At 68.6% G+C, this 13,908-nt stretch carries 19 protein-coding genes; 12 read left to right on the top strand and 7 right to left on the bottom strand.

All coding sequences use genetic code 11. The annotated features are described in order from the left end of the window. Window positions 1-3: 3 nt before the first annotated feature. Window positions 4-579 (bottom strand): TIGR03086 family metal-binding protein, encoded by a 576-nt coding sequence (locus ACIBL3_RS18015; RefSeq protein WP_396354513.1) that lies wholly within the window; start codon window positions 577-579, stop codon window positions 4-6. A gap of 53 nt (window positions 580-632) precedes the next feature. Here ACIBL3_RS18015 and ACIBL3_RS18010 point away from each other — a divergent pair, with 53 nt between their 5' ends. After that, window positions 633-1,607: a helix-turn-helix transcriptional regulator gene (locus ACIBL3_RS18010; RefSeq protein WP_396354512.1), complete on the top strand. Its 975-nt coding sequence runs from the start codon at window positions 633-635 to the stop codon at window positions 1,605-1,607. On the opposite strand, the gene ACIBL3_RS18005 is transcribed toward ACIBL3_RS18010, so the two are convergent. Next, entirely contained in the window at window positions 1,598-2,143 is a 546-nt protein-coding gene (locus ACIBL3_RS18005; RefSeq protein WP_396354511.1) for a hypothetical protein, read from the bottom strand. The genes ACIBL3_RS18010 and ACIBL3_RS18005 overlap by 10 nt on opposite strands. Before the next feature lie 244 nt (window positions 2,144-2,387). On the opposite strand from ACIBL3_RS18005, the gene ACIBL3_RS18000 reads away from it, so the two are divergent. Next, a complete protein-coding gene (locus ACIBL3_RS18000) occupies window positions 2,388-3,296 on the top strand; it encodes a GNAT family N-acetyltransferase (RefSeq protein ID WP_396354510.1) in 909 nt (302 codons plus the stop codon). A 110-nt stretch (window positions 3,297-3,406) separates the two neighbouring features. Then, window positions 3,407-4,291, top strand: coding sequence for a GNAT family N-acetyltransferase (locus ACIBL3_RS17995; protein ID WP_396354509.1), 885 nt, complete (start codon window positions 3,407-3,409; stop codon window positions 4,289-4,291). A gap of 31 nt (window positions 4,292-4,322) precedes the next feature. Here the strand turns inward: ACIBL3_RS17995 and ACIBL3_RS17990 are convergent, their stop codons facing one another. The 4 genes from ACIBL3_RS17990 to fabG are packed head-to-tail and all read right to left on the bottom strand — an operon-like array spanning window position 4,323 to window position 6,037. Further along, on the bottom strand, window positions 4,323-4,547 hold the full coding sequence (locus tag ACIBL3_RS17990; RefSeq protein ID WP_396354508.1) for a type II toxin-antitoxin system HicA family toxin: 225 nt from the start codon (window positions 4,545-4,547) through the stop codon (window positions 4,323-4,325). Then, window positions 4,544-4,756 carry a type II toxin-antitoxin system HicB family antitoxin gene (locus ACIBL3_RS17985; protein ID WP_396354507.1) on the bottom strand — a complete coding sequence of 71 codons (213 nt, stop codon included), beginning with the start codon at window positions 4,754-4,756 and terminating at the stop codon, window positions 4,544-4,546. The genes ACIBL3_RS17990 and ACIBL3_RS17985 overlap by 4 nt, the downstream gene beginning before the upstream one ends. A 45-nt stretch (window positions 4,757-4,801) precedes the next feature. Beyond that, window positions 4,802-5,257 carry a MaoC family dehydratase gene (locus ACIBL3_RS17980; protein ID WP_396354506.1) on the bottom strand — a complete coding sequence of 152 codons (456 nt, stop codon included), beginning with the start codon at window positions 5,255-5,257 and terminating at the stop codon, window positions 4,802-4,804. Window positions 5,258-5,281: 24 nt separating this feature from the next. Next, window positions 5,282-6,037, bottom strand: coding sequence for a 3-oxoacyl-ACP reductase FabG (gene fabG, locus ACIBL3_RS17975; protein WP_396354505.1), 756 nt, complete (start codon window positions 6,035-6,037; stop codon window positions 5,282-5,284). 92 nt (window positions 6,038-6,129) lie between these two features. Here fabG and ACIBL3_RS17970 point away from each other — a divergent pair, with 92 nt between their 5' ends. From ACIBL3_RS17970 to ACIBL3_RS17950, 5 genes are all read left to right on the top strand, one after another. After that, window positions 6,130-6,555, top strand: coding sequence for an acyl-CoA thioesterase (locus ACIBL3_RS17970; RefSeq protein WP_396354504.1), 426 nt, complete (start codon window positions 6,130-6,132; stop codon window positions 6,553-6,555). Further along, a complete protein-coding gene (locus ACIBL3_RS17965) occupies window positions 6,552-6,971 on the top strand; it encodes an acyl-CoA thioesterase (RefSeq protein ID WP_396354503.1) in 420 nt (139 codons plus the stop codon). Before ACIBL3_RS17970 ends, ACIBL3_RS17965 begins: the two co-directional genes overlap by 4 nt. A gap of 15 nt (window positions 6,972-6,986) precedes the next feature. Continuing rightward, a complete protein-coding gene (locus ACIBL3_RS17960; RefSeq protein ID WP_396354502.1) occupies window positions 6,987-7,406 on the top strand; it encodes a globin in 420 nt (139 codons plus the stop codon). A 27-nt stretch (window positions 7,407-7,433) separates the two neighbouring features. Continuing rightward, a complete protein-coding gene (locus tag ACIBL3_RS17955) occupies window positions 7,434-7,865 on the top strand; it encodes an OsmC family protein (RefSeq protein ID WP_396354501.1) in 432 nt (143 codons plus the stop codon). Window positions 7,866-7,960: 95 nt separating this feature from the next. Then, window positions 7,961-8,665 carry a GNAT family N-acetyltransferase gene (locus ACIBL3_RS17950; RefSeq protein ID WP_396354500.1) on the top strand — a complete coding sequence of 235 codons (705 nt, stop codon included), beginning with the start codon at window positions 7,961-7,963 and terminating at the stop codon, window positions 8,663-8,665. Here ACIBL3_RS17950 and ACIBL3_RS17945 read toward each other — a convergent pair. Next, window positions 8,565-9,365, bottom strand: a complete 801-nt coding sequence (locus ACIBL3_RS17945) for a mechanosensitive ion channel family protein (RefSeq protein ID WP_396354547.1) — start codon at window positions 9,363-9,365, stop codon at window positions 8,565-8,567. The two genes, ACIBL3_RS17950 and ACIBL3_RS17945, sit on opposite strands and share 101 nt — an antisense overlap. Window positions 9,366-9,434: 69 nt before the next feature. Here ACIBL3_RS17945 and ACIBL3_RS17940 point away from each other — a divergent pair, with 69 nt between their 5' ends. The 4 genes from ACIBL3_RS17940 (at window position 9,435) to ACIBL3_RS17925 (ending at window position 13,895) form a co-directional block, all read left to right on the top strand. Next, entirely contained in the window at window positions 9,435-10,433 is a 999-nt protein-coding gene (locus ACIBL3_RS17940) for a hypothetical protein (RefSeq protein WP_396354499.1), read from the top strand. A 47-nt stretch (window positions 10,434-10,480) separates the two neighbouring features. After that, a complete protein-coding gene (malQ, locus tag ACIBL3_RS17935) occupies window positions 10,481-12,598 on the top strand; it encodes a 4-alpha-glucanotransferase (RefSeq protein WP_396354498.1) in 2,118 nt (705 codons plus the stop codon). A 112-nt stretch (window positions 12,599-12,710) separates the two neighbouring features. After that, on the top strand, window positions 12,711-13,310 hold the full coding sequence (locus tag ACIBL3_RS17930; protein WP_396354497.1) for a lytic polysaccharide monooxygenase: 600 nt from the start codon (window positions 12,711-12,713) through the stop codon (window positions 13,308-13,310). A gap of 81 nt (window positions 13,311-13,391) precedes the next feature. Continuing rightward, window positions 13,392-13,895, top strand: coding sequence for a hypothetical protein (locus ACIBL3_RS17925; protein WP_396354496.1), 504 nt, complete (start codon window positions 13,392-13,394; stop codon window positions 13,893-13,895). Window positions 13,896-13,908: the final 13 nt, after the last annotated feature.

The following is a 13,908-nucleotide window of genomic DNA, read 5'->3' as shown; positions in this document are numbered from 1 at the left end:
ACGCTAGGGCTGACGACCCTCCCAGCCGGCCAAACGGTCGTACGGCGACGCGTCGTCGGCGACCGGTACGACGGGACCGAACGGGATATGCCCGCCACGCGTGTCCGCCGGGATGAACTGCTGGACGAGCGGCAGGCAGTACAGGGCCAGCGTGTCGTCCAGGAGTTCGACGCGGTCCGTCGCCTTGGCCAGGTCCCATGAGTGCATCGTCAGTTCGCCGGTGTAGGCGGCGATGGCGCCGGCGCCGGGAAGCGTGCCCCACGGGAGCTTGCAGATCCGTTCGAGGACGCTGTCGTCGGTCAAGGTGGCGTCGAGTGTCGTGCGGCGTTCCTTCCAGGCCATCGGGACGTCGTCGACTCCGGTGGTGATGTGTGGGAGGTCGAGCGGGTTTCCACCGGTCAGCGCACGGTCGATCCGGGCGACCACAGTGAGCAGGTGGCCGAGCAGGGTCCGGACTTCGAACTCCGGGCAGGGAGTGGGCAGGTCCAGCTCGTTGGGCTCGACGGTCTCGATCATGCGCTGGGTCTGGTCCAGGGCAAGAGCGAGCATCGGGCGTGGGTCGTTCACGAGGTTCGTCATGCAGACAGCCTCGCGGTAGATATAGGACATCTTCTGTCGCATATTCTGAACTTGTGCGAGCTGACCGGTTGTTGCAGATCATCCTGTTGCTGCAGCGGCATGCGCGGCTAAGTGCGCGTGAGTTGGCCGAGCGGCTGGAAGTCTCCACGCGGACGGTGATGCGTGACATGGAGGCGTTGTCGGCGGCCGGCGTACCTGTGTACACGGAGCGCGGGCGGAACGGTGGCTGCGTACTGCTGCCCGGGTACCGCGCTGACGTGAGCGGTCTGACGCCGCGGGAGGCGCAGGCGTTGTTCGCGTGGTCAGGGCGGGCCGCCCTGTCGGAGGAGCTAGGACTGCGGGACGCGCTGCAGTCCGCGATGGGCAAGCTGTCGTCGACGTTGCCGCTGGAGTTGCAGGGCGATGCGGAGGCTTTGTCGAGGTCGATCGTGGTCGACCGGCGGCGGTGGTTCGCCGAGGCTGAGGACACCGGCGCCTTGCCGGTGCTGCGTCAGGCGGTGGCGACCCGTCGGCGGGTGCGGCTGCTGTATGCGTCTGCGAGTGCTGGTCAGCCAGAGCGCCGTACGGTCGACCCGTGGGGGCTGGTGGAGCAGGCGGGGCGGTGGTATCTCGTGGCGGCGCATCGCGGCGTGGCACGGATGTACCGGGTGTCGCGCGTGCAGGAGGTCGACGTACTGGAGGAGGTCGCTGACCGGCCGGCCGAGTTGGACGTGCGGGCGGAGTGGGAGCGGCTGCGGTCCGGGCTGGAGCAGAACATGCCGGTCGGGGTCGAGGTGGTCGTGCGGGTGCGGCCCGAGGTGGTCGACCAGGTACGGCGGATTGCTTCGCCGATGCTCGTGAAGGGGGAGCAGGCGCGAGATGTGCCGTCGGACGACGTCTGGCCGCGGCTGGCGATGCACTTCCGGGTGCGTGAGGCGGCGTGTGGGGTGCTGCTCGGGTTCGCCAACGATGTCGAGGTGCTGGAACCGCAGGAGATTCGCGCGCGGATGCTCGAGCTCGCCACCGCGGCGGTGCGGACCTACGGCTGAGCCGGGCGGGTCGCGACGAAGCGCTGCCGGACGGTGATGTTGCCGTCGGCATCCTCGTCCTCGTTGCGCCACTGGAAGCCGGTCTCGGTGATCCCGGTGAAGATCCAGCGGGTCTTGGTGGCGAGCGGTTCGCGGGACTCGAGCCGGATCGAGTCGGCCTCCGCGCGGGCGATGAACGTCATCACGAACGCGGCCTTCGGGCCCATCCAAGTGGAGCGGAACGCGTCCAGCTCGGGGTCGTGGATGCGGATCGACAAGCCCCACTCGCCGTCGCCGTCGGTGGCGCGGGCGGCGCGGCTCGGGGTGATCCAGATGTCGGCGACCGCACGCCCGTCGAGGACCCAGGCGAAGTGCCACTCACCCTTGGTCTGCCGGGTGACGTTGCCGTCGTCGTCGTACCAGCTGACGTCGAGGTCCCAGCTGCCGATCAACGGCGCGAACGGCCGAAACGCCTTCTCGTACTCGGCTCGCGGCCCGTCGGACACCATCAGCCCGGCGAAGACCTCAGCCGCGGTCGCACCATCTGTCACGCGCATAGTGGCTATTTACCCCTGACAAGCAACGATCAGTCAAGAGGTCCGCGGACCGCCCGCCGCCGGTGACCACGTCGTGTCCCAGCACGATGGCACCTCCGGCGGTCGGGGCGATCAGTCCGACAGCACCGGCCACTCTAGTGCCCGTCGGGTACACGGCAGAATCACAGCGAGCGCGCGCTTGTTGCGATCACGTTGCTGTTGTTAATGCGTGGCGGGTGACCGGTGTGCTGGTTAGGGTCCGGGCATGGCGAACCCGGTGAGGATCAGGCCGGCCGTGGGCGACGACGCCGACGGCGTGACGGCGGTACGGCGCGCGGTCTACGAGTACAAGGTGATGTCACCGGCGGCGACCCGGCACATGATCACGGTGTCCGCGCCGGCGGAGCGCTTCCTCGCCCTGGTCGCGGAGGTCGACGGCGAGCTCGTCGCCTGGGGATCGGCCGCGCTGAACATCTGGACCAGCGAACCGGGTCAGAGCCACACCTCGATCTACGTGCACCCGAAGCACCGCAATCAAGGCATCGGAAGCGCGTTGGCCGAGCGCCTGCACCAGCACCTCGGTGAGGTCGGCGCGGTCCGCACGCGAGCCTTCGTACACCCCGACGGCCTCGAGTTCGCCCGCAACCGCGGGTACGACGGGACCCGTCAGATGCACTACTCCGGCGTCGATCCACGGGTGCTGCCGGAGCAGCCGCCAACCCCGGACGGCATCGAGCTGGTGTCGATGGACCAGCTGGATCCGCGACAGGCCTACGTCGCCGACTCGATCGCCTCGCTGGACGAGCCGAGCGACTCGCCGCTCGACGCGATCGACTACGACCGCTGGCTGGAAGAGGTCTGGAACAGCCCGGCGCTGGACAAGGCGCTCAGCGTCGCGGCGGTCTCTGGTGATGAGGTCGCCTGCTTCACCGCGGTCGAGACCGACAGCGATCGCGCCTGGTCGGGCATGACCGGAAGCGTCCCGGCGTACCGGGGTCGCGGGCTGGCCAAGCTGGTGAAGTCGGTCGCGCTCCGTCGCTGCGCCGCGGCCGGGATCACCGCTGCGTACACGTCGAACGACGACGAGAACGGCCCGATGCTTGCCATCAACAACTGGCTCGGCTACCGCCGCGTGCAAACCGAAATGGGACTCCTGCGTCCGCTCACGACCTAGGTGATCAACGCGTTAAGAATGGGCGCTGAAACAGAGCTGTAACGGCTTTCCGGATTCGGTATGTACCGGGATCGGGTTATGTTCCGGGGAACTTCGCCGAAGGAGTTCGCATGGAGATCAGGCCTGCCGAACCGGGGGACGTCGAAGGCGCAATCGCGTTACACGACGCGCACGCGCCGTACCTGGTGGTCACGGCCTCGGCGCTCCGGCGCGGGCTCTCCGCCGCTCCTGCTCCCGGTCGGGGCACGTTTGCCGCGGTGGACGCAGGCGAGGTGGTCGGGTGGGCGTCGACCGGGCTGATCGCCGGATCGGACCCGCTGGCGGGGGAGTTGCGCATCTTGGTCCGGCCGGACCACCGCGGCCGGGGGATCGGGACGACGTTGCTGACGGCAACGCACGAGGAACTGCGCTCGGCCAAGGCGACGAGTGCACGGGTGTTCGCGGAGCCGTCGACGGCCGAGTGGGCGGCCCGTTGGGGCTATCGGCAGACTCGGCAGGTGCACTACGCCGGGATCGACCCACGGAAGGCGCCGGACCTGCCCGGCGTACCGTCCGGGGTGGAGTTGGTGCCGCTGAACGAGGTCGATCCCCGCAGCCTCTACGAGGCGGACCTGGTCGCGCAGCGAACCAAGCCGGGCGACGCGAAGATCACCTCCCGGCCGTACGACGACTGGCTCGACGGAGTGTGGAAGTCACCGGCCACGGTGCTCGACCTGAGTGTGGCGGCCGTGTACGACGGCCAGGTGATCGCGTTCACCCTGGGCATCGGCGATCACACCAAGATCTGGTCGCGGATGACCGCGACGATGCCCGAGTACCGCGGCCGCGGGCTGGCCAAGCTGGTCAAGTGCTCCGCCCTGCATCGAGCCGCCGACGCGGGCGTACCAGCCGCCTACACCGCCAACTACGACGGCAACACCCCGATGATCGCGGTCAACGAGTGGCTCGGCTACTACCGAGTCGCCACCCACGCCGTCCTGATCTGCCCGCTCTAGCCTGCCCACAGACGCCAGGGCACCGACCGGTTCAGTTCAGGAGATCCGTGAACTCGGCGGGCGTCAGGCCAGCCTGCCGGATGATCGAAGCCAGCGTCCCGCGCTTCACGACGCCATGCAGCGGAATGACCGCGGTCCGGCCATCCTTGTGACGATATATCGCATGGCTGCCCTTGGTCCGACTGTGCTGAAAACCCGCTGCCTCCAAGGCACGGAGAACTCTCTTGACCGGAAGGTCAGCGAGAGCCGGGCTCATGCGGCGCCGGAGACCTGAAACGAAGTCACGAGCGGAGTAGCCGTCGGGTGCGCGTCTCCTACCTCCTGGAGGTACAGCTCGACAGCTTCTCGCAGGTTTTCAAGCGCTTCCTGGATACTTTGTCCTTGGCTCGCCACGTCGATCTCGAGGCATTGAGCGACGTACCAGTCCTCTTCCTGGTGAACCGCAGCCGTAAGCGTCTGAGCCATAGACCGAGTCTACCTGTCCACCTGCCGCGACATGCGCCTGTTCCGCTAGGGCACCAGCAGTACGACGGTTTCCGCGACGCAGGCGGGCTTCGTCGAGTTCTCCAGCTCGATCACCCAGTTCAGCGAGACCTGGATGCCGGCCGGGGTCTGGGAGGTGTTCGAGATCGAGGCGCTCGCCCGGACCCGGGAGCCGACCGGGACCGGGGCCGGGAACCGGACCTTGTTCACGCCGTAGTTGAGCTTGGCGGTCACACCGCTGACCGAGAACAGCTCGTCACCGAATCGCGCGATCAGGCTGAGCGTCAGGTAGCCGTGCGCGATCGTCCCGCCGTACGGCCCCTTCTTCGCGCGCTCGACGTCGACGTGGATCCACTGGTGGTCACCGGTCGCCTCGGCGAACTGGTTCACCTGCTCCTGGGTGATCTCCAGCCACGCGGTCTCCCCCAGCTGGGTGCCGACCGCGTGCACGACGTCGTCGATGCCGGCGAAGGACTGTGCCATCTCCTGGGCCCTCTCAGTTCGGTGTCAGTTACGAGGTCCGCCGGCGACGTACAGCACCTGGCCGGAGACGAAGCCGGCCTCCTCGCTGCAGAAGAACGACGCGGCCGCGGCGATGTCCTCGGGCTTGCCGGTCCGGTTCACCGGGATGGTCGCGGCGGTGGCCTTCTTGAACTCCTCGAAGTCGACCCCGACCCGGGCCGCGGTGGCCGCGGTCATGTCGGTCTCGATGAACCCGGGCGCGATCGCGTTCGCGGTGACGCCGAACTTGCCCAGCTCGATCGCGAGCGTCTTCGCCAGCCCCTGCAGGCCGGCCTTGGCGGAGGCGTAGTTCGCCTGGCCGCGGTTGCCCAGCGCCGAGGTCGACGAGAGGAAGACCAGCCGGCCGTACCCGGCCTCGACCATGTGCGCCTGGACCGCGCGGGACATCAGGAAGCTGCCCTTGAGGTGTACCGACATGACCGTGTCCCAGTCGTCGTCGGACATCTTGAACAGCAGGTTGTCGCGCAGCACGCCGGCGTTGTTCACCAGGATCGTCGGCTTGCCCAGTTCGGCGACCACCCGCTCGACCGCCGCGGTCACCTGGTCGGACTTGCTGACGTCGCAGCCGACCGCGATCGCCTTGCCACCGGCCTCGGTGATCGTCTTCACGGTCCCGGAGCAGGCGCCCTCGTCCAGATCGAGGACGGCCACCGCGTTCCCGTCCGCGGCGAGCCGCTGTGCCACGGCCGCGCCGATTCCCCGGGCCGCCCCGGTCACAATCGCCACCCGCTGGTCGGTCATCCGCGTGCTCCTTACGGTCCATGGGTCGTGCCGGGGATGACATTACCCACGCTGTGTCACGCCGGAAGTACCCCGGATGCAATGATCGCCGTGTGGATCATCACAACCGCCACGTCTATCACTGCCCGCTGCGGTGGGGTGACCAGGACGCCCTCGGCCACGTGAACAACGGCCGGTACGTCGACTACCTGCAGGACGCCCGGGTCGACTTCCTGTTCCGGACCGCGAAGGAACTCGGCGCCGACGACCTGGAGACCGGCCTGCTGGTGGCCCGGCACGAGGTGCAGTACCGCGCCCCGCTGCACTTCCGGCCCGAACCGGTCCGGATCGAGCTGTGGATCAGCGAGATCAGGGCCGCCTCGTTCACGGTCGACTACGAGATCCTGGACGCCGAGCCGGAGCGCCGGACGTACGTCGAGGCCCGCACCAAACTGGTCCCGTTCGACTTCGCCGCCAACCGCCTCCGCCGGATCAGCCCGGTCGAGCGCGAGGCCTTGTCCAAGCTGGTGGGCTCGTGACCTTCACGCACCCGGTCCTGGTCCGCTGGTCCGACATCGACTCCTACGACCACGTCAACAACGTCCGGTACTTCGACTACCTGCAGGAAGCCCGGATCGCGTTCCTGTCCGAGATCATGCGCACGACCGGCGACTTCTTCGCCGAGCACCCGGTCGTCCTGGTCAGCCAGACCGTCGACTACCTGCGCCCGATCCTGCTCAGGCACCCGCCGTACGACGTCGACGTCTGGGTCGAGTCGGTCGGCACGTCGTCGTACACGCTGGGGTCCCGCATCGTCGACCGCAGCGGCGGTGGGGAGGACGTGTACGCCAAGGCGGTCTCGGTGCTGGTCACCGTGGACGGCGAGACCCACGCCAAGCGGCTCATCGCGACCACAGAACGGGATGCCCTGCTCGAACACGTTGTGACCACTTGAGACACTGGGACGGTTATGACTGAGCAACTGAGCTTCTACGACGCTGTCGGCGGGGCCGAGACGTTCCACCGGCTGGTGGCGGCCTTCTACCGCGGTGTCGCCGCCGACCCGGAGCTTCGCCCGCTGTACCCGGAGGAGGACCTCGGCCCGGCCGAGGAGCGCTTCCGGATGTTCCTGGAGCAGTACTGGGGCGGCCCACGGACGTACTCCGAGCAGCGCGGGCACCCCCGGCTGCGGATGCGGCATGCCCCGTTCGCCGTCACCCCGAGCGCCCGGGACCGCTGGCTCGGCCACATGCGTGCCGCGCTGGACGAGATCGCGCTGCCACCGGATCGGGACGAGGAGATCTGGACCTACATGGTGATGGCCGCGCACAGCATGGTGAACACCGACGAACCGCAGTACCCGGGCGCGATCGACGTGTCCGGCCGCTGAATCTCTTTCGAAGGAGACAACACGAGCATGGCCGCTACCCGTACCGCCAAGGCCCACTGGGAAGGTTCGCTGCTGGAGGGGGCCGGTCAGACCAGCCTCCAGTCGTCCGGGCTGGGCACGTTCGATGTGACCTGGGCCGCCCGGACCGAGCCGGAGGCCAGCGGCAGGACCAGCCCGGAGGAGCTGCTCGGCGCCGCGCACGCGGCATGCTTCTCGATGGCGCTGTCGCACGCGCTGGCGCAGGCCGGCAACCCGCCGGCGTCGCTGGACACCCAGGCCGACGTGACCTTCCAGCCGGGTGAGGGCATCACCGGGATCAAGCTGACGGTGGTCGGCAGCGTGCCGGGCATCACCGCCGACCAGTTCGCCGAGTTCGCCGAGGGCGCGAAGAAGAACTGCCCGGTCTCCCAGGCTCTGGCCGCGACCCCGATCACCCTCGAGGTCAGCTTCACCGCCTGAGCAGGACCACCGGACCGCCCGCGCAACCTGCGTTGCGCGGGCGGTCGTCGTTTAACCGCCAGACACACGGCCGGGGCCGGCGGGATACTGCGGCTGTGCTGGACGATGCGGTGCTGCTCGACAACCATCTGGCGTTCCTGGCCGCCCACAGGGGAGTGGTACGACGTACTGGCGCCGGGATCGACGTGGTCGGCGCGGACGACTTCTTCTCCTGCTGGATCCCGTTGACCGCGGACGTCGACGTCCCGGACGGTACGGCGGCGGTCCGATTGGTGCCGTGGAGCGGTGAAGGGTGGGAGGCGCGGCTGACCGCGGCCGGGTTCGAGCCGGCAGAGGTGCTCGTCCACATGGAAGCACCGGCCGGTGACGCGGCCGGCGTGCCGCTCGAGCCGATCGCCACGGACGAGGACGCCGAGGCCTTCGCCGAGGTGCAGACCGCGGCCTTCCTCGGCGAGGACGACCCGGACGTCGAGTGGTGGCGGCAGGAGCTGCGCAAGATGGCGCTGCGCAACTACCGCGCGCCGGATCAGTCCCTCTACCTGCTGCGAGTCGACGGCGTCCCGGCCTCGATCACGCTGGTGTTCCGCACGGCCGACGTCTTCGGCATCTACGCCGTCGCCACGAAACCGGCGTACCGGGGTCGTGGCCTGGCCTCGGAGTTGCTCGGCCAGGCGCGGCGGGAAGCGGCCGGCGGGCGGCTCACTTTGCAGGTGGTCGAGGGCTCCGCAGCTGAGCGGCTGTACCTGAGGCTCGGCTTTCGTCCGGTCTTTCGGTCGCCGCACTTTCGTCTTCCGGCCTAGCCTCCTCGGCCCGCTCGGTGGCGCTGCCGACGCCGGAGGGCGCCGAGCTGTCCGGGTCGCGGGTGGTCAGGTTGCCGACCCGGAGCACCTCGCCGTTGCGGACGTACCAGGTGGTGCCGTCCTCACCGCGCAGGGTGGTGATCCGCAGGCCGACCGCGACGACCACGCCGGTCGCCTTCTCCATGTCGATCAGGTCGCCGACGCCGTACTGGTCCTCGAAGATCATGAAGACGCCGGCCAGGAAGTCCTTCACCAGCGTCTGGGCGCCGAAGCCGAGGGCGACGCCGATGATGCTCGCCGAGGCGATCACCGGCAGGATGTTGAAGCCGAGCTCGGCCAGCACCATCACCACCAGGACGGCGGTCAGCACGATCGTGACCGCGCTGCACAGCAGCGAGGCGATCGTCTCGGCCCGCTGTGAGCGGCGCTGGCTGGCCAGCGTGTTCTCGACGAACTCCTGGCCGATCTTGGACTTCGACAGTACGCCGGCGACGGCGCCGTTCCCGGTCCGGCGGGCGAACCGGCGGATCACCTTGTGCAGCACCCAGCGCAGCACGAGGAAGCCGATGATCAGCCCGGCGATCCGGGCCGGGACCATGACGATCTGGTCGGTCACCTCCAGCTTGCCGTCGTTGCCGTACCGGAAGAAGGTCGGGAACTGTTCGGGCAGCGAAAACAGGGGGTGACTGAACAAGGACACAAGGTAGCTGGTCAGAATAGGCATCTCGCCGCCCGATCTTAGTGAGAAAGACAAGGGAGACGCGATCGCATGCCCAGTCGGCTGGATGACGAGCTGCTCAGGCTCGTGAGCGCGGGTGTGCTGCGCCAGTACCAGGCCGACGCGCTGCGGGACGCAGCCGACGCCGAGGTCACGGCGGCGCTGGCCGACCCCGGTCGGGCGCGGCCGCAACCACCCAACGACGAGCCGGCGGCGAAACCCAGGACGCCGCCGACAGCGACCCACTCGAGTGCGCTGATCGAGGTGCTCGGCTACATCGGCGGGGTCTTGCTCCTCGGCGCGGTCGCGCTGCTCACGGTGGCGAACTGGGGTGAGATGGGCCGCGCCGCCCGCGTGAGCACCGGGACCAGCGCGGCCGTGATCCTGCTCGGCGCCGCAGCCGTCCTCGGTGCCCTGCGCCGTCGCGAGCAGCTCAGCTCGGCGCTCGCCTCGCTGGGGTGCTGCGTGGCCGGCTTCGCCACCTACGTCGCGATCGAAGGGGAGACCGGCCGGATCGCCGGGGTTGCGGTCGCGCTGGTGCTCGCGGGGGCCGGGCTGTGGTGGCTGACCGGATCTTCGTTGCTGGTGGCAACGTTTGGGATCCTGGCCGTCGGTGTGCTGGTGATCACGGCAGATGTCCTGACTCCGGACACCGGGGCGTCCACGAACAGCGCCGGGATCGCCGGGACCGGGTTCATCCTGGTCGCGTTCGTGCTGGGGATGCTCGGACTGGTCCGGGATCAGGTGACCGCCTGGTCGCTGGCCGGCGCCGCGATGTTCAGCTCGTCGATCTGCTGGCTGATCCAGGAGCGTGGCGAGATCATGGCCCTCGCCGTCGGCACGGCGGGTCCGGCCGCGCTACTGGTCGCGTACGGTCGCCGGCAGGCGTCGGCGTACGCAGTGGTCGGCTGCGCGATCCTGCTGGTCATCTGGCCGACAGCTCTCTACCAGCTCACCGACAACATGGCCGGCGTCGCCATCGGCCTGGTCGTAGCGAGCGCTGTGTTGCTGATCGCCGTACTCCTCCTCAGTCGCCGCCGCTCCAACTAGGGGCGTGTCTTGCGCGTAAGGGCGGGTGATGCGGCAGACTCGCTGAGGTGACAGCTCCTACTCCGGCCCTTGTCGAGCTAGCGGTTGCCCATGGCGTGGCCACGGAGTACTGGAACTGGCAGGGCGAGCATGTGATCGTCTCCAGCGAGGTCGTGTCCGCCGTACTCGCGGCACTCGGTGTGGACGCGTCTACGCCGGAGAAGGCAGCTGAAGCGCTGGAGGAGCACCGCGAGGCGCGTTGGCGCCGTACGCTGCCGCCGACTGTGGTGATGCGCGAGGGCTGGACGCCCTGGTTCGCCGTACATCTGCCGCACGGCTCCTCGGTCGAGGTGTGGGTGGACCTGGAGGACGGCGGGCAGCGGCGGGACGTCACGCAGCAGGACCGCTGGGTCGAGCCGGAGTGGATCGACGGTGTGCAGGTCGGTGAGGCGACGTTCCAACTGCCGGGCGACCTGCCGCTGGGGTATCACCGGCTCTGCGCGCGGGTCGGCGGCAGTCCGGAGATCTCGGTCAGCACACTGATCGTCACCCCGCCCAAGCTGGAGCCGGAGAAGCTGCACCGCACGTGGGGCTGGGTGCTCCAGCTGTACTCCGTCCGCTCCCGCCGGTCCTGGGGCATCGGCGACCTGCACGACCTCGCCGACATCGCCGCCTGGTCCGCGACCGACCTGAGCGCCGGCTTCGTGCTGGTGAACCCGCTGCACGCCGCGGAGACCACTGGCCGGATGGAGCCCTCGCCGTACCTGCCCGCCTCGCGGCGGTTCGGCAACCCGATCTACCTCCGCATAGAGGACATCGACGAGTACGGCGACCTCGCGCCGGCTGAGCGGGATCGGGTCCGGGCCCTGAGCCTGCAGACCCGGGCGCTCAGCGAGGACCCGACCGCACTGGACCGGGACACCGTGTGGGCGGCCAAGCGGGAGGCGCTGCAGTTGCTGTTCGGCGTCCGGCCGTCGATCGGGCGGATCGCGGAGTACGGCGCCTACTGCGACCGCGAGAGCCAGGGGCTGATCGACTTCGCCACCTGGGCCGCGATCGCCGACGCGCACGGGCCGGAGTGGAGCAAGTGGCCCGAGGAACTGCGGGACCCGACCTCCCCGGCCGTCGTTGCCTTCCGCAACCTGAACCCGGACGCGGTGGAGTTCCACTGCTGGCTGCAGTGGCAGCTGGACGACCAGCTTGCCCGCACCCAGGCCCGGGCGAAGGCGGCCGGCATGTCGCTGGGCGTCGTACACGACCTGGCTGTCGGTGTGCACCCGGACGGTGCGGACGCATGGGCGCTGCAGAGTGTCCTGGCGCCCGGGATCCACGTCGGTGCGCCGCCGGACGCGTTCAACCAGCAGGGACAGGACTGGTCGCAGCCGCCGTGGCGCCCGAACGCCCTGGCCGACACCGGGTACGCCGCCTGGCGGGACCTGGTCCGCGCGGTGATGCGGCACGGCGGTGGGCTGCGGATCGACCACATCCTCGGCATGTTCCGGCTCTGGTGGGTTACCTCGCCGGAGCGCCCGACCGAGGGCACCTACGTCCGGTACGACCACGAGGCGCTGGTCGGCATCCTGGTCCTGGAGGCGATGCGGTCCGGCGTCACTGTGATCGGGGAGGACCTCGGCACGGTCGAGCCGTGGGTCCGCGACTACCTGACCGAGCGCGGCGTGCTGGGTACGTCGGTGCTGTGGTTCGAGCGGGACGCCAACGGGAAGCCGCTGGCCCCGGAGCGCTGGCGTGAGCTGTGCCTGGCGACCGTGACCACGCACGACCTGCCACCAACCGCCGGCTACCTGGCCGGAGACCACGTGGAGCTGCGCAACCAGCTGGGTCTGCTGACCAGGCCGTTCGCCGAGGAGCTCGAGGTGGACGAGGCCGAGCGGGACTCCTGGCTCAACGCACTGCGCGAGCGACACCTGCTCAGCAACACGGACGGCGACGTGGAGCGCATCGTCGAGGCATTGCACCGGTACGTCGCTCACACACCGGCGAAGCTGGTCGGTGTGGCGCTGACAGATGCCGTGGGAGAGCGCCGTACGCAGAACCAGCCTGGGACCACCGACGAGTACCCGAACTGGCGGGTTCCCCTCAGCGGTCCGGACGGCTCCCCGATCCTGATCGAGGACCTCCCGAACAACCACCGCCTCCGCAGACTGATCGGCGCCCTCAACATTTAGTCACCGCTCAGTCACGAACTGTTGACAATAGATTTGAACGGTTGTTTTCTATCTATCGAGAAGGCGCCTTCCTTCACTGTCTTTCCGCCCCACAGTCGAAGGAGTTGTCCGCATGCTCCGACTACGCAAACTCAGTCTCGCCGGAATCGCCGTCGGCGCCTTGGCGCTGACGGTCAGCACCTCTGTCCCGCTGGCGTACGGCCACGGCTACACGACCGGGCCGACCAGTCGTGCCAAGCACTGCCAGAACGGCACGGTCCAGAACTGCGGCCAGATCCAGTGGGAGCCGCAGAGCGTCGAGGGCCCGAAGGGCTTCCCGGCGGCCGGTCCCGCTGACGGCAAGCTCTGCTCGGCCGGGCTGGCTCAGTTCGCCCAGCTCGACGAACAGCGCAACGGCGCCTGGCCGGCGGAGCAACTCACGGCGGGCCAGAGCTACAACTTCCGCTGGTACCTGACCGCACCGCACGCCACCACAGACTTCAAGTACTACATCACCAAGCAGGGCTGGAACCAGAACGTCCCGCTGACCCGCTCGGCGCTCGACCTGAACCCGTTCCTGACCGTCACCATGAACGGCGGCCGGCCCGCCAACAACGTCAGTCATCCCGGCACCGTGCCGGGCGGCCGGACCGGACGGCACATGATCCTCGCGGTCTGGACGGTCCACGACACGACGAACGCCTTCTACCAGTGTTCGGATGTTCGTTTCTGATTCAACCGGAAGTTTCGTCAATATCTTTCGTGGGAAGTGCACTCCTTGAAATATCCGCCCCGTATTTCAAGGAGTGTCCCCATGAAGACTGTGCTCCGACGTGTGCTCGTTCCGCTGGTCGCCGTACTGGCCGGACTGCTGCCCGGTGTGGTCGCGGTCGACCAGGCTGCCGCGATCACCAAGATGACGCACGCGCAGGCGACGTCGATCTTCCGGGCCGCCGGGATCACCTGGTCGTCCAGCGGCAACTGCTCGGACTGGAACAACCCGACCTGTACGTCGTTCACCAACATCAACGACACCACCGTGTACGGCGTCCGCACGCTGAAGCAGGCGAGTGGGTGCGCGATCAACCTGACCGGCGGCACCGAGGTCGGGCACGCCAGCGGGACCTACAGCCACCGCAATGGCTACAAGGTGGACTTCTCGCTGTACACCTGCGTCGGCAACTACATCCGCAACACCTTCACCCGGATCGCCGACCGCGGTGACGGTGCTGCCCAGTGGCGGAGTGCGGCCGGCAACATCTACGCCCTCGAGAGCAACCACTGGGATGTGACCTACTACAACTGCGGCGGCTGCTAGATCCCCCGGCACA

Source organism: Kribbella sp. NPDC050124 (assembly GCF_044460355.1).
Lineage (GTDB): Bacteria > Actinomycetota > Actinomycetes > Propionibacteriales > Kribbellaceae > Kribbella.
Note: the sequence above shows the minus strand (reverse complement) of the source record. Positions and strands in the feature narration are given on the sequence as shown.